The following is a 25373-nucleotide window of genomic DNA, read 5'->3' on the forward strand; positions in this document are numbered from 1 at the left end:
GCGTGTGCGCTACCTTTCAGATAGCGTGCCGCCAAGGCGCCGATCACAAATGGAGGCGAGATCATGGAAAAGACGCTTTATGTCGGATTGGACGTGCACAAGGAGACGGTTTCAGTGACCGTCGCAGAAGAAGGCAGGGACGGACCGGTTTATTTCCATGGAGCCATCTCAAATACACCCACCGACATCCGGAAGCTGGCTCGAAAGCTCGCACAGAACGGCGAGCGACTCGAATTCTGTTATGAGGCCGGGTGCTGCGGATACACCATTCATCGCCAGCTTCAAGAACTCGGCCATGCTTGCATGGTGGTCGCGCCATCGCGCATACCGAAGCAGCCTGGGGAGCGCGTCAAGACTGATCGACGAGACTCGCTTAAGTTGGCCGTACTTCATCGGTCCGGTCAGCTTACTGCGGTGTGGGTGCCGGATAAGGCCCATGAGGCCATGCGTGATTTGGTGCGTGCGAGACTGGACGCCGTGGTTCAATTGTCCAGAGCGCGCCAGCAACTGCTGGCCTTCCTCCTCCGGCACGGCCGCAGCTATGATGCCGGTAAACATTGGACGCAGCGACACCGAGCATGGCTGGCCGGGCAGACCTTCGTTGAGCCCGCTCATGCATTCGTCTTTCATGACTATGTCGAAGCGGTATGGGCCGCGCAGGACCGCCGCGACGCGCTCGTAAGACAGATTGCTTCGTTCCTGCCGCAGTGGTCCCTCGGATCGTTGGTCGAGGCATTGCGGGCGTTACGCGGCATGGAGCTGATCTCTGCCGCGACCTTCGTTGCCACAGTCGGCGATCTATCTCGGTTTGATACCCCTCAATTGCTGATGTCATATCTCGGCCTCGTTCCCTCGGAGCACTCCAGCGGTGATCGAATTCATCGAGGTGGTATCACCAAAACCGGCAACCGAGAGGCGCGGCGGATGTTGATCGAGGCAGCGTGGAGCTACAAGTACCCGGCGCGAGTCGCGAAGGAGAAGGCTGAAGTGTTGGTGCGCCTGCCAAAGCCAATTCGCGACATTGCATGGAAGGCGCAAGTGCGGCTTTGCGCGCGCTATCGACAGCTTCAGTCACGCGGCAAGAAACCCACCGTCGCGATCGCAGCGATCGCACGAGAACTGGTGGGATTCATTTGGGCTATCGGGCAGGAGACCATCGCTGCCCAATAGCTCCTCATTTCCTCCGACCGTTGGGGTCGGGGGTCAGGCGTGCAGTCAAGGCAATTCTCGAGAAGCCCAATGAGGCCGGAGTGCTTGACGTTCCGATGCCCGCGCTAAGTAAGAGATAAACCTGCGACGAAAAACGCTCGTGCGGTAACCAACCCGCGTATGGAAGTTTGATCGACTGTCGCCATCGCGGCCTGACCCCCGACCCAACGGCCCTCTGATTTGAGGTACGACGCCATGCTACGCATGGCGGGGAAAGCTATTCAGAAAAGACTTGCAAAAGGACATGGAATGGGCTCTGCCCCTGGCGCGCTGCAAGGGAAATGGCTTCGCCCTGGCCGCGGGGTATCCCCAAAATTTTTTCGATGAAGCGCTGAAAAAATCCCGGGTGATCCCCCTCCCCGCGTCCAGCCCTTGCAACTTGCCTCCCCGGTCGTCGCCCGACGGTCGTCGGGTGCATGTGCGCAACCCCAGCACATTCACCCCGAGACCTAAAGGAAAGACCATGAAAGCCCAAACGAAGCCCCCTCTCCCCGACGTCTACAGCCGAGTGACGGACAAGATCATTGCCGACCTCGAGCAAGGCGTCAGGCCATGGGTCAAGCCCTGGAAAGCCAGCAACGCCGGCGACCGGATCACCCTTCCCGTTCGTCATAACGGCATCCCCTATCAAGGCATCAACATTTTGCTTCTGTGGGGCGAGCAGCTCGAGAAAAGCTTCCGATCCCATCGTTGGATGACATTCAAGCAAGCGCAGGCGTTAGGCGCGAACGTCCGTAAAGGCGCGCATGGAACCCTCGTGGTCTACGCGAACAAAGTCACCAAGACCGAGACCGACGACCAAGGCGACGAGATCGAACGCGCGATCCCTTTAATGAAGGGCTACACGGTGTTCAACGTCGACCAGATCGAGAACCTGCCTGCGGAATACCGTACCGAACCGGAGCCCGTCGAAAGCGAGCCCCTCGAGCTGATCGAGCATGCAGAAGCTTTCTTTGCCCGGACGGGCGCTGTCATCCGTCACGGCGGAAACAAGGCCTACTACGCTCCCGCACAGGACATCGTGCAACTGCCCGTCCCCGAGTCATTCGACACGGCGCAAAGCTACGCCGCCACCAAGGCGCACGAGATTACCCACTGGACCAGCCACAAGACGCGCCTCGACCGCCAGCTAGGCAAGCGTTTCGGCGACGACGCCTACGCCGCCGAAGAACTAATCGCCGAGATGGGAGCCGCCTTTGTATGCGCGCAGTTGGGCCTCGCCCCTGAAGTCCGTGAAGACCACGCCGCGTACCTCGACCACTGGCTCAAGGTCCTGCAGGGCGACAAGAAGGCGATTTTCACGGCCGCGAGCCAAGCGCAAAAAGCCTGCGAGTTCCTGTTCTCACTGCAAGGTGAACAGGACCAAGAAGCAGCATAAAGACATCGCCGAAAGCCTGGGCGCACCAGTCCAGGCCGAGGACCGCTTTTGGAAAATAAGGAGATGGACCCGTGAGCAACTTCACCGTTGTTTATGCCGTCAATGTCCCGCACTACGGCAGGACCCAAATTGAAGCGCCGACGGCGGCCGAAGCGATCGCCGTAGCCAAGCATCGAGACCCCGCGGAAATCTGCACCGAGCGCGACCGCAGCAGCGCCGCTTGCGCGCGCATTGTCTCAATCACTGACGATGACGGCCGGAGCATTGCCGAGGGGGTCACCCTCGACGGGGCCTTTATGCGTTACGGCGGACGCGCCGCTTGGCTGCTCTGCGAGGCCTCGCCGGCAATGCTCGAAAGTCTGCAGAAAATGGTCGCGCGCTCCGACGATCTGCTACACGCGATCGCCTGCCCGAGCGGACGAAACGAACATTTGGTTGAACGGCTTTGCGCCGCATGTCACGTTGCGAAAGCCGTGATTGCCGCGGCGAGCGGCAAGAACTGACTACCCGCTTTCGCGAAAAACGTTTCGGCGTATTCGATGAGCTGCCGCGGCTCGGCGCCCGATTGATGCTCGTTTTCCGATCCCACACGGCACCCTTAATCTTCGTCCGCGCGACCCCGCACCCCACACAAAAGCAGGGATCAGACGATCACGCTGTCGTCGCGAAAGGGACGGCGGTTTGCGGGTGCCGGCTCTACATCCCGGCCAGCTTGGCCCCCACAAAGCCGCCGACGGCGCCGGCGACGAAAGCAAACACAATCAGCATCAGCACGAACTGACGCGCCTTGCGTTCAAGCGCCGCATTCGCGGCAACGAGCCGAACCGCCCCTGTATTGAGTTGATTGCCAATTTGTGCGGCCGCATATCGACCGGCCTCAGCGAGCTTATCCGCGTTCTTGTCGATCACCGATTCGAAGTTGAGCCTGGCAGCCAGGAATGCTTTGCCGGCCGCGTCGGTTGTCGCCTGCTCGATTTTTCCGCTCAGCGCTTCGTCCGCCTGTTCGAAGCGCCGCACCAGCGCGTCCGCATCCTGCAGCAATTCGGCCATGAGCGCTTCCCGGGCCGTCGAGACATTGCCGCTACTCATGAGCGCTCCCGCTACTTGAATAAGACGCGGTAGACGTCGTCGAGATTCTTGTGCGCCGACTTCGCCAGCCGTTGCGCCGAAATCATGCTGACCGCGTGCGCCTTGGCGTCGTCGTCTTTGGCTTCGCGGAGCATCGCCCGGTAGTCCGTTTCATCCGCCACAATGTCCGAGACGGTCTTTTTCAGCGGCCGCAGCCGTTCAAAAATCTCGTTTCTAAACACCACCGCATCCGGGCGCAACGTGAAGCACTTGGTTGCGGCGTGCAAGCCAAACACCGTGCCGAACAAGCGTGGCACGTCGTTCACATCCTCGAGCTCGACCTTATTGAACACCACGCGGATTTTCTTCGGCGGCACGCCGAGGCCCCCCAATGTCTCGATGGTGCTTACCGTATCGGCCTGCTGCTTTTTTTCGCTGACCGTCGGCACGACGAAGTAGTCGAATTCCTCATGCGAGCCGTCGAACTGCCCCATCTGCTTGATGAATTCCTCGACGTTGGAGGCACCCACGTCGACGATGGCAGACTCGAGCGTCATCAGGTCTTCTTGCAATCCGCCGTAGTCTTTGCCCTTCAACCGTTCGGCGTCGGTATCCGCCGAGCCCGCATTGATCGTTTCGACCTCGAACTTCGGTGCACGCATGCGCGGCGCAAGCAAGTTGTCCACCAACGTGGTCTTGCCCGGATTTCCACTGAAGTTGATGACGGCGACTTTCATTTGCGGCTCCTTCGTTGCTGTTTAGCGAGGCGCTCGTAGCGCGCCAGCTTCTCGGCTTGTTGCACCGGATCGGGTTTCATCAAACGGTCAAGCGCCTGCATGGACATCGGTTCGCGCGACGGAGGGGTGTCCGGCGTCTTAGGGACCTCGTGGGTTTCCAGCGTTTGCGCGTCATCCGACACCGATTCACCCACTTGGGACGATGCAGGCAGGTCGACCGGCACCGCGCCGGCCGACGCAGTCTGCTGCCCCGCGGTTTGCGCGCGTTGCTTCTTTCGGTAGCGGTACAGATAGGTTTTGAGGGTCTGAAGGGTCAGGTCGAAACCGGCCCCGGTCAGCGCCTGATGGATCGCGCGCAGTTGCACGCCGACAGCCAACCGCTTCTCGATTTCGGGCATCACGTCGCGCAGCCTCGCCGCTTTCGTGGTCGGCTCGGTGTCTCTGACGGCCTGCTTTGGGTCCAGCTTCGTCATGGCGCCCACTGTCGTCGGTGTCTTACCAGACTGTCTCTATGTTGTAGTCCAAACGTCTGTAGAATGCCAAACTTTTGACGTCGTCTTGTTTCCGTATCGCCTACATCGTGTTCTCTGCTTATCTCCCATATGTCTCTCGCATGTTCCCTGACTGTCACTTGGATGTTGCCTTTGTGCCCACGGCCTTCGGCCTAACCAGGGTGCACGCCCTTAACGCCTCAGAGATTCCGGTCCTTAACCGGCCCGAAATCTCGATACACATCACGCACCCCTATCGGGGTACCGAACCCCTGATAAATCGGGCCTCGCAGCGCATGGGCAGCGAAAAAAGTCATTAGATTTTCAATAGGAATTGGCCGCTCAGCCGCTTCAATGCTACATTCATATTGAATGAAGAATCATCATAAGCGGCAAGCACCGATGAGCGATGGAAAATCCATTTCCGTTTGGTACACGGAAGACGAGCGCAGCCACCTTGAGGAGGCAGCGGCGGCCGCCGGCTATCAGCACTTGTCCAAGTACATCCGTGACCGGTCGCTCGATCGCGGCCATCAGATAGCCGCCCACGACAGCGTCGAGATGTGGGCCGAGCGGCAGGAGCTGGCCGGTCGCCTGGCTGAGATTGAACGCAGCCAGAAAAGTGCGCAAGCACTCCTGGCGATCCTCGTTTTTCTCGCTCATCAAAAGGCAACGACGGGCGAGCTCAACGAATTGGTGCTCGCGTGCGAGAAAGCCGGCGTGCCCGCTGATTTGCTTGCAGGGTCGTTGCCTGACATGGCCGCGCTGCTTGATCGCTTGGCGGAGGATGCGTAGTCCGTTGGTCGTCCACGATGACCGCCGGGATAAATTCGGACTGCCCTTGTCGTCATCCAGCATGAGGCGGCGACGTAGGCAAGTGATCCAGCTAACACGCCGCGGGTGTGAATCACCGCAACGCGGTCGCTGATTGTCGTTGCGCAGTCGTTGCGTCGTCGTCGGGTTGTCGTTGAGTTGTCATTTTTGCGCCGGCACTGCGATCGGGTTCTTCGGAGAACGCCATGCAGAAGCACGAAGTCGAGAATGCGACCTTATTCTTCGGCATCAGTTTGCCCATCACGGGGTGGCTGGCCGGCACTTACGCTGCCGATGTGCCGCTCTCTCCTCTCCCGCAAGCGCTCACCGCTGCGCTGCACGTCAGTCCTCACAACCCTTTGATGATGGGCGGCGTCGCCGTCGGCCTAGCACTGGCGGCAAGCACCGCCTACGTGCTTCATGAGTACGGTGATGACGGTTTTCGCGGCGCCTCCTATCGCCGCTGGATGCGCGGCTCGCGTATGGCGAACTGGCACCGGGTCAGAAGCCAGGTCACCGCCGCGAATCGACGGGAGAAGCGCCGGCAGAAAGGTCGGGAAGCGCGCCAGCGACACGCCGAACCCAAGAAACACGCGGGCCCGCAGGACTGGTCGCCCATCATGATCGGTCCCATGCCGATGCCGCTGCATCTGGAGAACCGCAATACGCTGATTTGCGCGTCGATCGGTGCCGGCAAATCGGTCGCGATCGAAAGCATGATTGCGTCGGCGGTGAAGCGCCGCGACAAGATGGCGGTGATCGATCCAAACGGGACGTTCTTCTCGAAATTCAGCTTTCCAGGCGACACGATTCTCAACCCGTTTGACCGCCGTTCCTCGGGCTGGACGCTGTTCAACGAGATCAAGGGCGTGCACGACTTCGACCGAATGGCGAAGAGCGTCATCCCGCCGCAACTCGATCCGAGCGACGAGCAGTGGTGCGCCTATGCGCGCGACGTACTCGCCGACACGATGCGCAAGCTGGTCGAGACGAACACCGCGGATCAGGACACGCTCGTCAACCTCCTCGTGCGCGAAGACGGCGAGATCATCCGCGCCTTTCTCGCCAATACGGACTCGCAGGGTTATTTCCGCGAGAACGCCGAGAAGGCGATCGCGTCGATCCAGTTCATGATGAACAAGTACGTGCGGCCGTTGCGCTTCATGACCCAGGGCGAATTCTCGCTGCACAAATGGGTGCATGACGCCCACGCAGGCAACCTTTTCATCACCTGGCGCGAGGACATGCGCGCCGCGCAGCGCCCGCTGGTGGCGACCTGGATCGACACGATTTGCGCCACCATTCTCAGCATCTCGGAAGACGCGCAGCATCTTTCCCGGCGTCTGTGGCTCTTTCTCGACGAGCTCGAGTCGCTCGGCAAGCTCGAATCCTTTGTGCCCGCCGCCACCAAGGGCCGCAAACACGGTTTGCGTATGGCCGCCTCGATTCAAGATTGGGCGCAGCTCGATGAGACCTACGGCAAGGACGCCGCCAAAACGCTGCTGGGGTGCTTTCGGAATTACCTCATCTTCGGCGCGTCCAATGCGCTCAATGCCGACAAGGCCAGCGAGATCTTGGGCAATCAGCACGTCGAGCGCGTCACGACCCACGGCAGCGGCGGCCGCGGCCGCCACGTGGTCGCCAGTCAGCCGGAGCCGGTGGTACTGGACTCGGAGATCTCGAACCTCAAGGATCTGGAGGGCTACGTCATGTTTGCCGAGGATTTCCCCATCGCGAAGATCAAGCTGCCCTACATCAACTATCCGCCGCGGGCGCTCGCCATCGACATCCGGTAACCGGGGCACGCCATGCTCAACGTCACCCCAATTCGCGGCAACAACCAGTACGCGGCCGCGCATTATTTCTCGGCCGCCGACGATTACTACGCCAAGGACAATCCGGGTGAATGGCAAGGGCACGGCGCGCAGATCCTTGGCCTGACGGGCCCGGTCGAACAGGCGCAGTTGTCCCGGCTGCTCGACGGGCAGTTGCCCAATGGTGAGCGCATCCAGACGACCTTTGACCGGAGCGACAACAAAAAGCGCATGGGGTTGGACCTGACGTTCTCCGCGCCGAAATCGGTCTCGATGCAGGCGCTGGTCGCGGGCGACAAGGATGTGACTGCCGCGCATGATCGTGCGGTGACCCATGCGCTCGAACAGGTCGAACGACTGGCCGAGGCCCGCAAGAAGATCAAGGGCAAAAGCACGCGTGAGCGCACCGGGAATATGGTGATCGGCAAATTCCGCCACGAGATGAGCCGCGCGAAGGACCCGCAGTTACACACCCATAGCGTCGTGCTCAACATGACGCAGCGCGCAGACGGCGCCTGGCGTGCCCTGGCGAACGAAGACATCTTCCGCGTCCAGCACGAGGTCGATGCGCTATACAAGAGTGAGTTGGCCCGTGGCCTGCAGGCGCTCGGTTACGCAATACGGTTGGTCGATGACCAGGGCAATTTTGAGCTGGCCCATCTCAGCCGCGAGCAGATCGAAGCGTTCTCGGCGCGTAGCCGCGTGATCGAGGAGGCACTGGCCAACGAAGGCAAGACACGGGCCACGGCGACCACGCTCGAAAAGCAGGTCATCTCGCTCGCTACGCGCCCGCGCAAGGACGAGTCAGATCGTGCGGTCGTCAAGCAATATTGGATCGAGAAAAGCCACGACCTGGGCATCGACTACGGTGCGCCCTCCCCGCTCGACGGCCACGCCTACGATCCAGGCAAGGGCCCGGGGCACGACTTCAGTAGCCGCGGCCAGCATCGCGGTGACGGCGGCCTCATTGCGGCAACGAGTTTGCCCGCGCGGCTCACACCGGCGCAAGCCGTCGTGCAGTACGCCATCAACCATCTGACCGAGCGCGAGGCTGTCGTTCGCGAAACCGTGCTCACCGCCACCGCGCTGCGCCGCGCAGTCGGGCTCGCGGGCGCTCACGAGGTTCGCGCAGAAATCAGGCGTCTGGTTGATCAAGGGTCGTTGGTCGAATCCGTGCCAGCGTATCGCATGGCTGAACGTAAGGACGGTAAGGACGGTCCGGCACTCTCGTCGGTAGGCTGGAAGAGCTATCTGCAAACGCTCAAAGGCTGGTCGGACAGAGAGGCGCGGCAGTATGTCAGCCACGCGATCCAGCAGGGTTCGCTCGTGCCGGCCGAGAAGCGCTACACAACGCACAAGGCCCTCGCTCGCGAGAAAGCGATTCTCGCCATCGAGCGCGACGGGCGCGCCGCGGTCGAGCCCATCATGACGGCGACCGCCGTTAAAGCGGCGCTCGAAGGTACCTCGTTGAATACTGGCCAGCGCGCAGCCGTGCAGGCCATCGTCAGCACCCGCAATCGCTTCGTGGGCATCCAGGGCGACGCCGGCACCGGGAAGACTTTTACAGTGAACCAAGCCCTCGCCCTGATCAAGCAAACCTCGGTGGTAAGCGCAGCCTACCGCACCGTCGCGCTCGCGCCCTACGGCAATCAGGTCAAGGCGCTCAAGAACGAAGGGCTGGACGCGCACACGCTGGCGAGCTTTCTGCGCACCAAGGATAAGCCGATCGATAGCAAAACGATCATCGTTTTAGACGAGTCGGGCGTGGTCGGCGCCCGCCAGATGGAACAGGTGATGCGGATTGTCGAAAAAGCCGGTGCGCGCATGGTCCTCCTGGGTGACACCAAGCAAACCGAAGCGATTGAAGCGGGCAAACCGTTCGCGCAACTCCAGCAGGCCGGCATGCAGACCGCTCGCATCAGCGAAATTCAACGCCAGAAGGACCACGATCTTAGAACCGCTGTTGAGCATGCGGCCGAGGGGCGCGTCGCGCAATCGCTCGCGCACCTGCGGCACGTTGAAGAACTCAAAGAGCCGAGCGAGCGGCATCGGGCCATCGTGAACGACTACGTCCAACTTGCCGAACCCGAGCGTCGCGCAACATTGATCGTCGCCGGCACGAACGACGCCCGTCGCGAGATCAATCGCCTGGTGCGCGAGTCATTGGACCTCAGCGGCAAGGGCCGGCCATTCGAGACGCTGACCCGCGTGGACATGACCCAAGCGCAGCGCCGCTTCGCGCCGAGTTATCAGCCGGGCATGGTGATCCAACCCGAGAAGGACTATCCGAAAGCGGGCCTCGCGCGCGGCGAAACGTATCGCGTCCAGGAAGCGATGCCCGGCAATGCGCTCATCGTGCAGCGGCAGGACGGCACCACGACTACGATCAACCCGCGCAAGGCGACGCAACTGAGCGTGTACCACCTGGAGCGCGTCGAGTTGTCGATCGGCGATACGGTGCGGATCAACCGCAATGATCCCGGCCGGGATCTCACGAACGGTGACCGCCTGCGCGTTACCGGCGTGATCGGCGGCATGATCACGCTCGAATCGGTCGAGCAGCGCAACGGCCGTCCGGTGCGCTCACTCGAACTGCTGTCGAGCCGACCGCTACACCTCGAACACGCCTATGCGTCCACCGTTCATAGCGCGCAGGGTTTGACGAACGACCGCGCGCTGATCGCGCTTGATACCAAGAGCCGCACCACGTCGATGAATCTGTATTACGTGGCCATCAGCCGCGCCCGCCATGAGGCGCGCATCTACACAAATTCGATCAAGGATCTGCCGACCGCGATCGCCCGGCGCTTTGATAAAAGCACAGCGCTGGCGGTCCAGCATGAACGCCAACTACAGCGCCGCGATGCCGGTGTGCAGCCCAAGGGCGTCGCCGACGGCAAACAGGCGTTGGACCGTCATCAGCTGGAGCATCTGCGAAAGCAGCCGGCCAGCGGTCCCAAGCCAGCACACGACGGCCGCCGCGGCTAGCGCCTCTCAACAATGGAGCTTTCTTAGAGGGGGCACCTTCCTCGAGGGAAACGATGACTGACCTTTTTTCCATTGCCTTGGAGGCGCGCTGTCAATGGGCGCTCGCGAGTGCATACGATCCCGCCATTACCGGCGACGACCGCGACTATTGGAAGTGTACTGACCTGAGCGACGACGCTCGGCAATTGGCCGCTGGCGCAGGCCACGCCTACCGGTGCGCCCCGTGTCCGCAGCTATTAGCGGAAGAACCGTTACTTCGCGAAGCGTTCGAAGATGGGGCCACGATTGCACGGATCGAAGAGGCCGAGGCGATTGCGCGGCGCACACGAGAAGCCGAGCGCGAGCTCAAGCGCCATCGCATCGAGACGTTCATCGCGGCCGAAGATTGGGAGTCGCTGAGCTTACCAACTCCCGACGAGCTGGCGGCGAAACTGCTCGCTGGTCAGTCGTTCAGAGTAGGCGGACACTTCGTGATCTACGATCGAGACCTTGATGTCGTCTGGTACACGAACCCGTATGGCATCGATGGATTGCTCGGCAACGACGCGCCGACAGCCGCCGCGATGAAGTCGTTTTTGATCGATATGGCTCGCGACGTGACGTACGGGCCTACGCCGTGATAGAACTTTGAATTGATTGCAAATACCCGTCGGACGCGATCAAACGATCAAGCTGCCGCAGCGGGATTGGAACGTGAGAATAGCCGCTTCGCTTCGAGGGCTCGCAGGCGCGATAACGAGCAGCCGGCGTCCGCTAAGAGATGGCGAGTGCAGCGCAAGAAATTTCGGGCGGCCGCGGCGCGCTGCGGCTGCGAATTTCACCCGTTCGACGCTCAAGCCGCCGTCGTTGGCTTTTGCGGATGTTGAGACGTCGGTCTTCGTCAGGCGGCTTCAGGTTCCTCTTCTGTCGTTGGAGCCTTCGCCTCCACGAAAGCCGCGATCGCGATCCGCGAATGAGTACTCGCGACCCTGAGCGGCCATACGCGGTTGCGACAGGCGGAAGGCCGCTTCCGAGGTGCAACGGTCGCTCCTATTGGCATATCGGTTCCTCACTTGGCCACAGCGCATGGTTGTCTCCGTCGTGGTCCACAGTCGAACCCGAGATTGCTGCAATGGTTGAAAGGACGTGTTGCACCGACGCTTGCCCTGGATGCGCGGCCCGGTTGTCGGTCAGCCGGGCGCCACGACACCACAGACGACGCATTGCCACTATAGCCTGACGCACTTCGAGGACTGGCCGCGGTCGAAACCTGCCACGTAACGCAAATTCGTGTTTGCGCATGGCTTCACCGGGTGGGCTCTGAATCCTCTGAAAGATCCTCTTCCACAAAGCGCAAGATGGCCTCCGCCAGTGCTTCGCGTGGATAGGCGTTCTGTGTCACGAAGAGCGCCCCGATCGTCGGATGCGTTCGCGCAACCGGTACCGCCAGCGCCCAGTGATCCGCATTCGCGTAGGCGAGGAGCTGACTTCCGGGCACGATCTGATCGTAGAAGATGACCTGGCTGTCGTTTCGCGAATCGACGCGCGAGAGCTTGTTATAGCTCGATTTCAGGATGGACGAGATGCGTTCCGGCTGCGGGAATGTCACGATCGAGTAATAGCGCAGTTCCCCCGGAAGCGGGTGCTGCGCGAGCCACGCCTTGCGGATCGCCGGTCTCAGGCTCTGCACAGCGCCGCCATCGCCCGTTGTACAGGTCGCGCCCGGAACATATCGCAGCAGGTCGGCCTGATACTGCTCGGCGTCGTTGGCAAGTGGCGAACCGCCAATCGCGCCGGCGGCACTCACCACCGCTGCCACCCGGCTTCGGATTTCCGGATAGGCGACCAGCGCTTCAAGGATGTCGGGAGCCCCCTTTGAATAGCCAATCAATACGATGCGCGGCGCGCCCTCAGGTGCGGGCATGGCCATGAGCGCGTCGCGAATCTGTCGTGCGTTATTGGCAGAACTCGACAGCGCATCGACGTCGAAGAGCGATGTGTCGAAGCCAAACTGGCGTAGGTGCGTCACGACGGTATTTGGCGTATCCAGCCACGGCCCGAAGCAGTCGTAGCCGACGCCATGCACGACTACCGCAATGAGGTGCCGTCGGGATTGACCCAGTTCAACAGACTCGCCCGTACCTGGCGATTCCGTACCTACCCGCGTCAGCGCGTCCTCACAGGGCCGGTAATCAGGTAACCCGGGACCGCGCCCTTCAAGTACCGCGCAATAGATTTCCCGGAAGCGCCCCCGCTTATCCACGACCCCGGCCTGGAATGCGGGCACGAGAACCATCGGCGGCGTATCGGTCGAGTACGGGATGAGCGGCTTCGTAGCGCATGCGCCGAGCAGAATACACGTCGCAATTGTCGTCAGTACGGCGCAGATCCGACGCCACGCATCGATGGCGGCAACCCGCTGTGCGGAGAACACGGGCGACGGTGTTCGTTTCAGGTCACTGGTGTGCATCGCCGGTTGTTCCAGGTTGAAGGGTGTCACGTCCTTCCAGATAAGGCACCCAGTCGAGAAAATCCACATCGGACAGGCTGCGCGGCCGCGTCGCGAAGAACACGACTGCGCGCAATCCGTCCGTGTAATAGGTCGCGCCGTCGAACGTCGTCCGGGGATGGGTGGGCGACGTCGCGCCAACACCGATCACAAATCCGAGCTTGTCGAGACCACTCGAGTACATCAGGTCCTGGACCAGGAGGTTCCGGGCCTCGTCGACGTTCTCGTGCAGGGTGAGGTGTGTCTCACCGCGCGGCGCAAAGCGCCCGCCGACGGGGCGACCGACCTGCGCCACATAGACCAGTTGCCCTTGAAAGCGGATCGGGACGAGCCATCCGCGTACCCAGTTCGCGGGCGCACCCGCCTGCGCCTGCTTGCGCATCACGAAGTCCGGTTCCCGCCTAAAGACCCGCTGTGCCCGGTCGGACTCGCGCGCGTCACGCCGATAGTTGCGACGCACCAGCGCCGCTCCGATGTCCGCCAGTTGGCCGATGCCAACGGCGTTCAGGGGATCCGCCTGCAGCGACCCACTCGCGTCAGTGGCACAGCAAGGCAGTCGTTCAAGTGCGGCGCGCAGCGACCCGAGGTCCTCGTAGTCCGTCACCACGGCTTCGGGAAACGGGAACGGGATCTGCGCAAGATCCGGATCAATCGTGCCGCCCGGCACGCGCAGAAAGAGCGAGAAGGGGATCAGCGCGTGGCTTCCAAACAGATCGATATTGACAAGCTTGAGGCCCTGAGCGGGGTTGGTGAACAGGATGCCCGATCGTGTCTCGCCCGGCGGGATCGGGTTGCTGAATCCGAGGTTGCTGAAATAGTCGTCCATGCTCGTATTCGTTGCTCGGCCAAGCAGCGTATGCATGGACCACGTCACTTCGTGAGGCGAAAAGTAGTCCGGGTCGGTGCCCGAGCGCAACAGCCACAGTGCTTGCGACGTCCCGTTCTGCACTTCGACCCATATCGGTTGGACTCCCGTTGCGTTGACGTCGGCGCCATACATCCGTTTGCTGTCTTCGCTGCCGAGCACAGTTGCGCTCACCCGCACGCTGTGACTCGTGGCACTGACCGCACGTTCACGCACCGGCCCATCGCCGGGCTCAGACGGGGCGTGCCATGTCGCACAGCCAGTTAGCGTGAGCGCGAGGCATAGCACGCCTGCACGTACCCGTGAACGATGCACGGCCAGCGAAAGGTTCATGGCTTCGCTCCGGGTGTCAGGTGCATGACCTTGTACGGAGTGACCCACGGAAAGACTTCGATGTTCGATAGCAATGTCGGCGTGCGGTCAAATACCAGAACGACACGATTGCCATCGGTGTAGTAAGGATCGGTCGTCAGATTCTTGCGCGGAGCGCCTTCCTGCGCTGCACCGACTCCGGCCACGAGACCCATCTTCACGAGATTCTGCGAATAGACCATGTCCTCGGTGAGCGCGGTGCGCGCCTCGTCCACGTCAGGGTCGATCTTGTGCGTGGTGAACGTCGACGAGTGCAAGGTCAGGCGGATACCAATATCGCGGCTGATCTGCCCTACCCAGACGGGTTTACCGTGGTAGTGCAGGCTGCTGAGCCAGAGCCGCATATGATTGCGCTGGTGAATGTCGTCCCGTGCCTTTTGCAGCGCAAGATCTTGCGCGTGTCCAAACAGGTACAGGTCGCTTACCGGCGCGTTGACATAGGGTTCGCCCGACAGTGCAGCGCCAATCATCTGCGCGATTGCCCCCGACCACTTCTGCTCCGTGAGACCCCAGCCCCGGCGAACGAGAGAGGGAAAGGCGTCGTCGAGGCCGCCGACAATCACGAGATTGAGCGGGTCGCCATTCTTCGAGCCGTCCTTATTGGTCGCGCAGCATGGCAGGGCTTCGAGAGCGGCGCGAAAATTCGCGTCATCCGTATAATTCACGGTGGACTCTTGCGGTTCGGCAGCGCGTTTGAATACCTGACTCCGCTTGTAGTCGGCTTCGAACCCGGGCACGGCGACGAATATCGAAAACGTGCGGGCGCGTTCCCGCGCGACGAGGTCCACCTGGACCAGCTTTGCACCTTCGTTGAGGTTGGTCAGCACAAACCCCGCGACGGTCTCTCCGGGTTGAACGGGGTTATGAAAAGCGAGAGCACGGAACCGCCGTTCGAGTTCAACCTGTTGATCGTGTGAGGCACCGGCGGCAAACGCCTCGGCGGCCTCCGACGGGGCAAAGAAGTTTGGATCCAGGCCTGGCGACAGGAGAAAGTAGCTGCGGTCCTCGCGATTCCGGACCTCAATCCAGACGGGCTGAATCTTTCTGTCGGCAAGCGGGGCGCCGTAAACTGCCGCGCTCTCTTCTGACGACAGCACGGCTGCCGAAACGTCCAGACCGCCCTCGGTGCGTGTCAGGGCGCGGTTCTGATATCCGGGTACGGACACCGTTGACCGGGTCGGCGTGCATCCCGCCAGTAGGCAGCCGACCAAGATGACAGGCAGCAACTTCATCACGCTGCGGTTCATCAAGACACCTCTTCACCGGGATCCTCAGAGGCAGCCGGATACGCGCTTCATTCTGCCGCCGTATGCTGTTGACCGCGGACGTTCGATGACCACGTCGCCGACCTTGAGCTGGTCAAAGTTTTGCGCTTCTTTGCACACATCTACGTCGACGATGTGGCCTCTCGTGTCCTTCGTTGTGACGGTGTAGGAACTAGCTCAATTGCGACGACCATGGCCACGACGGTTGTCGTTGCGGTCACGGTCGCCTTGTCTGTACCTTTTGTGCCTCCACTGACGTCTGCGGTTGGCATGCATGCGCGCGCGCTGGAATGGACGTCTCGATAGTCGAGCGGTGCTGCGCCGGTTTTAGATGTCAAGTTTGCTAACCTTCGTACCTTCGAAGCTAAGGTTGGCCATCAGGCCGGAGTTCGTCAGAACGTAACCGACGATCGGCGAATTCGTCGTTGCGGTGTCGAGCGTACCGTTGGCGCCCACCTTCGCCACCGCTACCGAGCCATCCACGCCGGCTGTCCAGCCCTTGTCGCTCGTCCGGAATTTATCAAGCGCATCCTGGGTCATGAACATCAGGATTACCGCCTTGGACTGCGCGCCAACCTGCAAGCCGAACGAGGCGGTACTGGTTTTGTAGTAGCCGACTGACGTGCCCCCTTTGCGAAGCGCGCCTTCACCATATTCACCACCGACCACCAAGCCTGCAGCGATCACAGACGGAAAAACGAGAACGGCCTTGGCCTTGCCGGCCTGCTCCTGCGCGCCCGGCGTCGAACTGTACAGCTTGTTGAGGGCGCCATCGACGCCGGCATCGATTTCACGGCGCTTGTTGGCGGCTTCTGTCGGATTCGAGGTAGTGCCGCAGGCGGCGAGCGAGCTGGCCAGTGCGATAGCGCTCAGCGAAAAGAAGGTACGACGGTTCATGAGACTCTCCTCGATTAAGTGCGCCTAAGTTGGCGCCTGACGCCGAATTGTTGTTCCCACCCATCGAAACAGCGAAGTGGAGCACACCGTCGCGCCGCCTGGAGCCAGCCGCGAATATCTCCGCTGGTATTGCTGGCTCCCGCTGCCCGCGCGGAAGCAAACAATCATCCTTTGGATAGCCGCGCTCTCGCACGAACGTGAATCACTCACAAACGCGCGCACTCTGAAATATGAACATGCGGGCGAATTTGGACCTGATGCGCCTGAGATTTCTGTGCACATCCATCAGACCAACGAAGTATCGCGTACCGACGCACCGACTAGAGGCAGCCGCTCACATTGCCACCGGCGTTGCCGCCTGCCCCGCGGAAGCCGACCCACGTTTTGGTGTTACCCGTCCACGACGGCCGCACGACAGCGGCTGCACCATTCGGAGGCTGCTGACCGGGAACATAGACATCCATCGCCTGGTTGTTCGCCACCATCCCCTGCGATATGACCTGCTGCTGCGACTGATTCGCCCATTTCTGCGCAATGCATTGCGCGACGGCGGGGACCGACTGTTGACTTTCTCCGACCGATTGCGCACTCGGCGGCATGGGTTGGCTTGCGCAGGCTGACACAACAACGGTCACGACGAGAAGCGGTAACGCTTTCATTTTTCACCTCTACGTTGGATTTCACATCTCCGAACCGCAAAAAGGCAGAGGGAACTAACCGGCTAGCGGTGACGCAAACAAATGCCAATGGACACGACGGTACCGGATGCACCGATCAGCATGGCGTTTCCGCCTAATGGAAATGGCGCCGGGGCCTGCCGCCGAATCCGTCAATTTCGTACAAAGGAAGAAAAGCAGTCGACTCATCGCCAATCAAACAAGCTGACGTCAAATTTGTACGGTACGCAAACGGTTACTTCACAAGCGTCTCTAAAGCCCAGTTCAAAAAGGCCGTTCCGTTCGGTTAAAGATGTTCCAGCAGACGAGTGCGCAGGCTAGTTTTAAGAATGCTTCCTGAATGTCAGAGCGGCGTTCGTAAAGATACACGGCGCACTCGGAATATAAGTGACTCGTGATCAGCGTGCCCTCATCTGCTAAAGCAATATAGGTCGTACCCGTATGATTTTCCAACACGGATTGGAATGATGTGCGTCCATAAGCTGATACTGTCAGCGGCACTGGGCGTCGTGTACTTGAATTCAGCCGCGTCCTCCAACTGGCTGGGGCGATTTCTTGAGTGTCCGCAGGCCTGGTGGCAGCGCAATACCTGATCTGCGTTCCGCCGCGCTGTACGATCGACAGCGTGTCGGCTGGATACAAGACAATGTCTCTGAGGCGGTAGGATGCCGACTGGCAACGGTTGACTGAGAAGCAGCCTTTCAAATGTCGTTATGAACGAGCGGCCAGTTGACCGAAATTGGCCGCGTGCCGCCGGATGCGGTCGGCCCTAGCCGACCCACTCCGGCCGCTCGACACTTGCTAGGCCGAACGTCTCTTGATGAAGTGCAACGGTCAATCGCACTCGGCGCTCGCCGGCACGTCATGGGCCTTGGCTGCCGCTCGCTCCCTCAACTGGCCGCATTGCCGTGTCGTGACCCGCAACGCTCCCCGCCGTTTCATCAAGCTGCGTCGGCGGCCCGTTCAAGACGCCAGTTCGGGTCTCGCAGATTGAGCGTCGGCGCCCAGCAATCTTCTAAGCAAGGGTTCGACCCACGATAGCGCCAGCAGAAAGCAGATTGCAACGGTGAGATTGAATATCAGATGCGCCCATGCCACTGCCATTCCAGGGTTGGCCGTCAGATCGACCATCGCTCGCGAGAAGGGCCTCAGGAATGGGAAGTAACACAGCACGCCGATTGCGTTGAACAGAAAGTTCGTAATCGCTGTCGCTCTGGCGATGGGACTCATTCCGAGACCTGCCATCAACGCGGTTGAGGTCGAACCCACGTTTGAGCCAATGACGATTGGTATTGCCGCCTGGGGCGGCAGCACACCCTGCTGGACGAGGAGAATTGCCAGCCCAGTGGTCACACTGCTGGACTGGACCAGAGCGGTGAAGACCAGACCGGCAAGCACGCCCGCCCACGGAGCCTCAGCAAGGGCAAGCCATTCCTTGAACTGTGGGCGATTCTGCAGGGGCTTCAGCTCGGCGGAGATCAGATCGAGCGCAAAGAAAATCAGGCCAAAATAGAAAACTGCTTTCCCAAAGTACCTTGCGCGGATCGGCAAAACCGAGATCAGGGCGCCGAGTACGATGAATACAGGACCGATGCCTGTGAGCTTGAAGGAGACCAGCCAGGCAGTTGCCGTCGTCCCCACGTTGCTGCCGAGCAGGACCCCGAGACTGGCCCGGAAGGAAATGACGGACGCGTCGACCAGAGTGACAGCAAGCGCTGTGATGGCACTGCTTGATTGGACAATGGCCGTAGCGAATGCACCGACCAGAAACCCGAGCCAGCGGCTCGCGGTTACGCGGCCGAGCCAAGATTGTAGAGTCTCGCCCCCAACGTCCTGGAGTTCACGGCTGAAGCCTTGAAGCCCATACAGGAAAAGAAGAACCGCGGAGACGGCGGCGAACAATCCCTGGATTGGTGTCATGGCGACCTCCTTGTCCGATCTCCTCGCGAAGGAGAACCCGTCGGTGCGGATATCACGGCAATCGAAGCGGCAATGCTGCGTCGATTGGCCAGTATGTACCCGCCCGCGCGTGCTGACCAGCCGCTCCCGGCCGTTGCGAAACAGGCAACGCGTCTGGCAACACGGACCGTCTTCATCACGACTGCGCTCGCGTAATCGTGACACCGCCTCGCGACGGGCGGTTGAGAGCGTTACCCGTACATTTTCGGAACGAATTTGAAGGGATAGTCAGGCTCTTTGTAATCTCTGGCCTTCTGTCGTTCGGGTAGCGTGATCTTGCCGCGGGCCATGCAGTTGACAACGATTTATCTGACGATCACTCGTTTGTGTCGGTTAGGTTCAGCCTTATCTGCTAGTCCGTATTTCTCGCCCTTCCAAGAAAAGTTCTCGGGCGGAACTACCGCGTCCAAGCCGTCCTGACGACATTACAGCATTGTGCCGGGCCCTCGACTATCATTTTCTCCATCGACAGTTGCGGAGAAGACGATGCGCAAATTACGCGACTTTGATGCACCCTACGCCGCTCGCCCGGAGTGAGCTCGCAGAGAACTCCGTAAGCGCCTCGTAGCCTGTGTTGAGATTGGCCGACAGGGGAGATCAAGATGCGATGCAAGTGTACCTTGCCGATCACATTGGCCGCTTTGATACTCACGATTTTTATCGCCCATCCTACCTATGCACAGAAAAGCACGACACCGGTCGGGACAGACATCGGCACTCTGTATCCTGACGAATTGGCCACGGTCGTCAAGCCTCCCGGTTATTCGCCCTATGTCGGCAAGAACGATCCGATGCGGGTCCTATGGGGCGATACGCATCTGCATACTTCCAATTCATTCGATGCCGCAGCCTTCGGCAACACGCTCGGACCAGAGGCGGCGTACCGCTTCGCCCGAGGCGAGGAGGTCATAGCTTCTACGGGGCAGCCGGCAAAGCTGAGCCGACCTCTAGACTTCCTTGTGGTATCAGATCACGCCGAAGGTTTGGGCAGCCTCACGGAGCTTAAGAAAGGCAATCCCGTGATGATGAGCGACCCCACGCTCAAGCGATGGCACGACATGATAGGGGCTGGGGGACAGCAGGCCATCGACGTCACCGTCGAAGCCATCCGAACCTTGGGTGCGAAGACGAGTCCTCCATCGCTTTTCGACCCTCGCATTTTGCAATCGGCATGGGAGAACTATACGGCCACGGCTGACCGCTACAACGAGCCGGGCAAGTTCACTGCCCTCATTGGCTACGAATGGACGTCCATGCCTGGCGGAAACAATCTTCATCGCGTGGTCATTTTTCGCGACGGCAAGGACAAGGTAGACACGATCGTTCCGCTGTCCGCGCTCGACAATGAAGACCCCGCGATGCTGTGGAAATTCCTCGACGCCTACCACGCAAAAACCGGGGGTCAGGCGCTGGCCATACCCCACAACGGCAACCTCTCGAACGGACTCATGTTCGGTCTTGTCGATTTCGAGGGGCATGCCCTGACTCGCGCCTACGCAGAAACCCGTGCGAGACTCGAGCCTGTGTACGAAGTGACGCAGATCAAAGGCGATGGCGAGTCTCATCGATTTTTGTCACCGAACGACGAGTTCGCTGGCTACGAGGTCTGGGACAAGGGCAATCTCGATATGACCGCACTCAAGAAGCCCGAGATGTTGCAATACGAGTACGCCCGCTCGGCGTTGAAAACGGGGCTAAAGCTCGAGCACCGGCTAGGGATCAATCCTTACAAGTTCGGCATGATTGGCTCAACGGACTCCCATACCTCGCTGGCCACCGCCGATGAGGACAACTTTTTCGGCAAGGCTACCCCTGCGGAGCCAAGCCCGGGTCGAGCCGTTCATCCATTTATGGAGTCCCCCGATGGCAAGGTTCAAATCATGAGTTGGGAAATGGTCGCATCAGGCTACGCCGCCGTCTGGGCAACGGAGAATACCCGGGCAGCGATCTTTGACGCCCTGATGCGCAAGGAGGTTTACGCGACTACAGGCCCACGAATGGTCGTGCGCTTCTTTGGAGGGTTCAAGTTCCAATCTCACGACGCGCAGCTGCCTGATTTGGCCACGATTGGTTACGCCAAGGGCGTACCCATGGGCGGCGACCTCTCAAACGCGCCGCAAGGCAAGGCGCCGGGGTTCCTCATCGCGGCAATGAAGGACCCGATTGGAGCCAATCTCGATCGCATCCAGATTGTCAAAGGCTGGGAAGACGCTAAAGGCAACCTGCAGGAAAAAGTCTATGACGTCGTCTGGAGCGACCCGCAAACCCGCAAGCGCGGAACCGACGACAAGCTGCCGCCCGTCGGCAACACAGTGAATGTTCCGGATGCCAGCTATACGAACAGCATCGGCGCTCCGGAGCTGCTTACAGTTTGGACCGATCCCGACTTTGAACCGACCCTGCGGGCCTTCTACTACGGGCGTGTGATCGAGATACCCACTCCGCGCTGGACCGCCTATGACGCCAAACACTTCGGCGTCACCATGCCGAAGGACGTCCCGATGACGACGCAAGAGCGGGCCTATACTTCGCCGATCTGGTATACGCCTAGGCGTTGAGGGCCCGGGCCATGCTGCGTCGGTTCCTGTACGAGCCCCTGGTGCACTTTCTGGTGCTGGGCGGCCTGCTGTTCGCCATCTTTAGCTTGATGGGTGGGGGTGCAGGCGTATCGGACCGTAAGATCATGGTGAGAGCCGCCGACATCGACCTTCTGTCGCGGCAGTTCGTACGCACCTGGAATCGCCCACCTTCGGCCGAGGAGTTGCAGAGCCAGATAGACAACTACATCCGAGAGGAGGTGCTGTACCGCACCGCCCTTTCTCTTGGCCTCGACAAAGACGACTTTATCGTCCGCCGCCGGCTGCGCCAGAAGATGGAGTTCCTAGTCGAGGGCGCTATGTCCGAACCGCAGGAAAGCGAACTCCGCGCCTACCTTCTCGCCCATGAAAGCAGTTTTCTTACGGAGCCGATGGTCTCGTTCCGCCAAGTCCTGGTCAGCAACAGCCGGGGTGGCGCCGCCGAGCGCGATGCTCGGCTACTGCTGACGAAGCTGACTGCGGCCAAGTCGAGCGATCTGGAAGCGGGCGATCCTTCGCTGCTGCCTGAACACCTGGAGTCGGTGCCGCTGAACCGGGTGAGCGATCAATTCGGTGCGGACTTCGCGCTATTGCTCGCCGGTGTGAAGCTCGGACAATGGGCCGGCCCCTTGCGCTCGGCCTACGGATACCACCTGGTTTTTGTCACCATGTACGACCCGGCCCATTCACCTCGCTTCGATGACGTGCGCGCAGCGGTCCAACGCCAGTGGTTCGCCGAACGTCGCGCGGCTGCATTGGATACCCAATACCGAAAGCTGCTGGGCGGATTCCAAGTTCAGATTGACCATTCTGCCCCGTCGGGAACCCAGCCGTGAGGTACTTACTTATCCTCGCCGTATTGGGAGCGATGATTGGTCCCCGAGCCGCGGGCGCCCACGAAGTTCGCCCGGGCTATCTCGATCTAACCGAAACAAGCGCCAATTTGTTCGCCATAACCTGGAAAGTGCCAGCGCTCGGCGCCTTCCATCTCGCCATGGAGCCGCGATTCCCCGATTCTTGTCATGTCGTGGGCGCGCCGATCGCGATCGAGACCGGCGGTGCCTTCCTCGAACATGGCGCGCTGCGATGCGAAAAAGGGTTGGCAGGCGGCACCATAGAAATTGAGGGCTTGGAAGCGACAGTGACCAATGTGCTCGTGCGTGTTGCATTCGCGGAGGGCACCGTACAGACCGCATTGCTCTCGCCACGTGCTCCGGGCTTTACCGTCGCCGTCAAGCCCAGTCCTCTTCAGGTGTTCAAGACATATCTTCAGCTCGGCATCGAGCATATCTTAACGGGCGTCGATCATCTTCTATTCGTGCTCTGCCTCACCCTGCTGGTTCGGAGCGTTCGCAAACTTCTGGCCACGGTCACCGCTTTCACCGTTGCTCATTCCATAACGCTGGCAGCGGCGACCTTGGGCCTCGTCAGTGTTCCGGCAGCTCCGGTCGAGGCGAGCATCGCTCTGAGCATTGTCTTTCTCGCCAGCGAATTGCTGCGAGCCCCCACAGCGCGGAGCGATGTTACGCGATCCAATCCCTGGCTAGTCGCCTTCAGTTTTGGGCTGCTCCATGGACTTGGCTTTGCCGGCGCGCTGGCGGAGATCGGGCTGCCGCATGGCGAGATCCCGCTGGCGCTGTTTTCCTTCAACGTGGGCGTGGAAGTCGGTCAGCTTGCCTTCATCTCCGTGGTGCTTTCGTTGAACTATGTGGCGCGACGGCTCGCGCAGTGGGTGCCGGACTGGGCCCCTCGCGCGGCCGCCTACGCTATTGGCTCAACCGCCGCCTACTGGGTGTTTCAGCGCCTCGCTGCGGGCTTGATAACATAACAAAGAACGTCGAAGGGGCCGGATAGCTACTCGGAGCGTATGTGATTGAATGCAATGAACGATAACGGTATATCAACACCGTGTTTCAACTCTTTAGTCCAATCAACCACCTTCGACTTGAGGCATAAGCGAACGCATCGCCTTGCCCTTCGGGTTGGCGGGCAGCTTTCCGAAGGGAACCAGCCGTTCGAGCGACACCTTGATAGGAAGAGAGAGTGGCGGCAAGTGGCCGCGTGCCGCCGGATGCGGTCGGCCCTAGCCGACCCGAAACGGCCGCTGAGACAGCGCCGGTGAATGGCCGCTTCCTTCGAGCCCAACGACTAGTGGCTTGTCAAAATTGTTCTTCGATGGAATGCGTGCAAAAATCAGAAATGCGCTGCCCCTAGAACGGCGGAATGCATGTTACGGCTAGCGACACTTTTCCATTTCGCTCCTTCCTCTTGGGCATGACCGGACTCTTATGACGCTATTAGTCGCTCAAACAGATGGATCCGTAGCGTGGATGGTAGCGGACACAGCGATCAGCAGTCCGCTTCGCGGCACGCGGGAGCGGAAGTTCATGTTAAAGGTCGAGCCCGGGCAAGGAATGTCTCTGCTCGGCTATGCGGACAATGCCGACAGAGGGGCGTTGACTGTGCGACAGGCAGCGTCACTTCCGCCGGGCCGTGCGGTCCTGAAAATGCTCACTGATGTTCATACGACGCACCGCGATGTGGAGTTCGCGTACGCATTTATAGAAGACGGAACGGCGGTGCTCTATAAGATCGCGGATGGCGTCGCGCACAGCGTTCCCGCGCTATATCTCGGTGATGCAGACGCGTATGAGACTTTTCAAGCAATCCGGCATGCCGAAGAGATTGACCACGCGCCTGACGCGATGCACTTGTTCATAACGTGGGTTCCAAAGGAGGGGCTCAGTGAGCCGGACCCGCCGATTAAAATTCCTAAAATGCTGACCGAAAGCATAAAGGCCATGCAAACGCTGTTCGTCCGTACAAGCCAACGCGGTGTCGGCGGCGTTGCGATCCCATTCATCCTTTCTCACCGCGGCCCTCAGGTGCTGAACTATGTCTATGCCGTTACAGACCCGCTTACCCGCGAATTGCCGCATGGCACGGTGGTGCCTCATGGAACGGCAGAACGCGGCGGCTATGGAATTTCCGTAAGTCAACTCGCTGAGAAAGATGGAGTGTTCGTCTATTGGTTACAACGGCCAGGCGGCACCGTATTCATTCGAAGAGAAGGTGGCGATGACGTTTATGATTTTGAGGGACGGCCGCGCGACTTTGTTCAAACCGTGAAGCACGAACTTGACCGCGATGTCAGCCTATTCTTCGGAGAAGCGGCCCCGACCGAACCTCACTCCCTGCGACTGATGTTTGACGAAAACGGCGTAGCCTGTCTTGCGGTCGCATCGTCGGATATCGATTTCACTTTCTCATGGCTTCACATGTCAGAAGACTCTTTCAGAACGGCACCCACTGCCTTGCCGGTCGGTATCGGAACTCAACCGGCAGAGCCCCCAGCCGGACTTCAGGGTACGATTACAAACGAGGGTAAAACGCTCTCCCTTAGCGCACAGGATGCCAACGGGGAGAGCGTGGAGATACCGCTTGCTGCAACGCAGGTTGATCAGCTGATACGTCATCTCTCTCAGTTGAGAGCAACGATGACCGACAAGGTGCCAAGCGCGCCTGACAGTGGCGTTTATCCCGTTTCGCTGGATCCGGGGTGGAGGACGAACGCTGATGTACACCCAGCATTTCCAGGGGTTTGCCTCGCGTTGAGGGACGACGGACTCGGTTGGCAAATGTACTGGCTGCCCCCGCACGAGGTGAGAGCGCTCGGAGAGTACCTCGTCGGCCATGAAATGAGATTGACCCGCTCCGACGGACAGATTTGCAGTTAAAGATTTGTCATGGTCCGACCTCCGTCAAGCGTTGAGTCG

The 25373-nt window shown here is 60.3% G+C and carries 20 protein-coding genes; 11 read left to right on the plus strand and 9 right to left on the minus strand.

Going from position 1 to position 25373, the window contains the following annotated elements; translation table 11 throughout:
• Window positions 1-63 precede the first annotated feature (63 nt).
• From AWB79_RS34720 to AWB79_RS34730, 3 genes are all read left to right on the plus strand, one after another.
• Window positions 64-1170: an IS110 family RNA-guided transposase gene (locus AWB79_RS34720; protein WP_061171987.1), complete on the plus strand. Its 1107-nt coding sequence runs from the start codon at window positions 64-66 to the stop codon at window positions 1168-1170.
• Window positions 1171-1672: 502 nt separating this feature from the next.
• On the plus strand, window positions 1673-2587 hold the full coding sequence (locus tag AWB79_RS34725; protein ID WP_061171988.1) for an ArdC family protein: 915 nt from the start codon (window positions 1673-1675) through the stop codon (window positions 2585-2587).
• A gap of 71 nt (window positions 2588-2658) precedes the next feature.
• The gene (locus AWB79_RS34730; protein ID WP_061171989.1) at window positions 2659-3090 is read left to right on the plus strand and encodes a hypothetical protein; all 432 of its coding nucleotides are present in this window, start codon (window positions 2659-2661) and stop codon (window positions 3088-3090) included.
• A gap of 193 nt (window positions 3091-3283) precedes the next feature.
• On the opposite strand, the gene AWB79_RS34735 is transcribed toward AWB79_RS34730, so the two are convergent.
• From AWB79_RS34735 to AWB79_RS34745, 3 genes are read right to left on the minus strand one after another with little or no spacing between them, the layout of a single operon-like run.
• The gene (locus AWB79_RS34735) at window positions 3284-3676 is read right to left on the minus strand and encodes a hypothetical protein (protein ID WP_198399157.1); all 393 of its coding nucleotides are present in this window, start codon (window positions 3674-3676) and stop codon (window positions 3284-3286) included.
• A gap of 11 nt (window positions 3677-3687) precedes the next feature.
• Entirely contained in the window at window positions 3688-4392 is a 705-nt protein-coding gene (gene stbB, locus AWB79_RS34740) for a StbB family protein (RefSeq protein ID WP_061171990.1), read from the minus strand.
• A complete protein-coding gene (locus AWB79_RS34745; RefSeq protein ID WP_061172006.1) occupies window positions 4389-4865 on the minus strand; it encodes a hypothetical protein in 477 nt (158 codons plus the stop codon). The genes stbB and AWB79_RS34745 overlap by 4 nt, the downstream gene beginning before the upstream one ends.
• Before the next feature lie 420 nt (window positions 4866-5285).
• On the opposite strand from AWB79_RS34745, the gene AWB79_RS34750 reads away from it, so the two are divergent.
• From AWB79_RS34750 to AWB79_RS34765, 4 genes are all read left to right on the plus strand, one after another.
• On the plus strand, window positions 5286-5678 hold the full coding sequence (locus AWB79_RS34750; protein ID WP_061171991.1) for a plasmid mobilization protein: 393 nt from the start codon (window positions 5286-5288) through the stop codon (window positions 5676-5678).
• Window positions 5679-5902: 224 nt separating this feature from the next.
• A complete protein-coding gene (locus AWB79_RS34755) occupies window positions 5903-7492 on the plus strand; it encodes a type IV secretion system DNA-binding domain-containing protein (protein WP_061171992.1) in 1590 nt (529 codons plus the stop codon).
• 12 nt (window positions 7493-7504) lie between these two features.
• A complete protein-coding gene (gene mobF, locus AWB79_RS34760) occupies window positions 7505-10498 on the plus strand; it encodes a MobF family relaxase (protein WP_061171993.1) in 2994 nt (997 codons plus the stop codon).
• A gap of 53 nt (window positions 10499-10551) precedes the next feature.
• Window positions 10552-11118 carry a hypothetical protein gene (locus tag AWB79_RS34765; RefSeq protein ID WP_061171994.1) on the plus strand — a complete coding sequence of 189 codons (567 nt, stop codon included), beginning with the start codon at window positions 10552-10554 and terminating at the stop codon, window positions 11116-11118.
• Between the two features lie 665 nt (window positions 11119-11783).
• On the opposite strand, the gene AWB79_RS34770 is transcribed toward AWB79_RS34765, so the two are convergent.
• The 6 genes from AWB79_RS34770 to AWB79_RS34795 form a co-directional block, all read right to left on the minus strand.
• The gene (locus AWB79_RS34770) at window positions 11784-12947 is read right to left on the minus strand and encodes a lipase family protein (protein ID WP_374728587.1); all 1164 of its coding nucleotides are present in this window, start codon (window positions 12945-12947) and stop codon (window positions 11784-11786) included.
• On the minus strand, window positions 12934-14184 hold the full coding sequence (locus tag AWB79_RS34775) for an LssY C-terminal domain-containing protein (RefSeq protein WP_061171995.1): 1251 nt from the start codon (window positions 14182-14184) through the stop codon (window positions 12934-12936). Before AWB79_RS34775 ends, AWB79_RS34770 begins: the two co-directional genes overlap by 14 nt.
• On the minus strand, window positions 14181-15470 hold the full coding sequence (locus AWB79_RS34780; protein WP_061171996.1) for an LssY C-terminal domain-containing protein: 1290 nt from the start codon (window positions 15468-15470) through the stop codon (window positions 14181-14183). Before AWB79_RS34780 ends, AWB79_RS34775 begins: the two co-directional genes overlap by 4 nt.
• A gap of 345 nt (window positions 15471-15815) precedes the next feature.
• Complete coding sequence (locus AWB79_RS34785) at window positions 15816-16385, minus strand: BPSL1445 family SYLF domain-containing lipoprotein (protein WP_061171997.1); 570 nt, start codon at window positions 16383-16385, stop codon at window positions 15816-15818.
• 320 nt (window positions 16386-16705) lie between these two features.
• Window positions 16706-17044: a hypothetical protein gene (locus AWB79_RS34790; protein WP_061171998.1), complete on the minus strand. Its 339-nt coding sequence runs from the start codon at window positions 17042-17044 to the stop codon at window positions 16706-16708.
• A gap of 981 nt (window positions 17045-18025) precedes the next feature.
• Window positions 18026-18982, minus strand: coding sequence for a Na/Pi cotransporter family protein (locus AWB79_RS34795; protein ID WP_061171999.1), 957 nt, complete (start codon window positions 18980-18982; stop codon window positions 18026-18028).
• A gap of 659 nt (window positions 18983-19641) precedes the next feature.
• Here AWB79_RS34795 and AWB79_RS34800 point away from each other — a divergent pair.
• The 4 genes from AWB79_RS34800 to AWB79_RS34815 all read left to right on the plus strand — a co-directional run bounded on the left by AWB79_RS34800 (window position 19642) and on the right by AWB79_RS34815 (window position 25334).
• Entirely contained in the window at window positions 19642-21579 is a 1938-nt protein-coding gene (locus AWB79_RS34800) for a DUF3604 domain-containing protein (RefSeq protein WP_198399158.1), read from the plus strand.
• Between the two features lie 11 nt (window positions 21580-21590).
• On the plus strand, window positions 21591-22433 hold the full coding sequence (locus tag AWB79_RS34805) for a peptidylprolyl isomerase (RefSeq protein WP_157695914.1): 843 nt from the start codon (window positions 21591-21593) through the stop codon (window positions 22431-22433).
• Window positions 22430-23425, plus strand: a complete 996-nt coding sequence (locus tag AWB79_RS34810) for a HupE/UreJ family protein (protein WP_061172002.1) — start codon at window positions 22430-22432, stop codon at window positions 23423-23425. The genes AWB79_RS34805 and AWB79_RS34810 overlap by 4 nt, the downstream gene beginning before the upstream one ends.
• Before the next feature lie 559 nt (window positions 23426-23984).
• Complete coding sequence (locus AWB79_RS34815) at window positions 23985-25334, plus strand: hypothetical protein (protein WP_157695915.1); 1350 nt, start codon at window positions 23985-23987, stop codon at window positions 25332-25334.
• Window positions 25335-25373 lie beyond the last annotated feature (39 nt).

This window comes from Caballeronia hypogeia, from assembly GCF_001544875.2.
In the GTDB taxonomy this organism is placed as follows: Bacteria; Pseudomonadota; Gammaproteobacteria; order Burkholderiales; family Burkholderiaceae; genus Caballeronia; species Caballeronia hypogeia.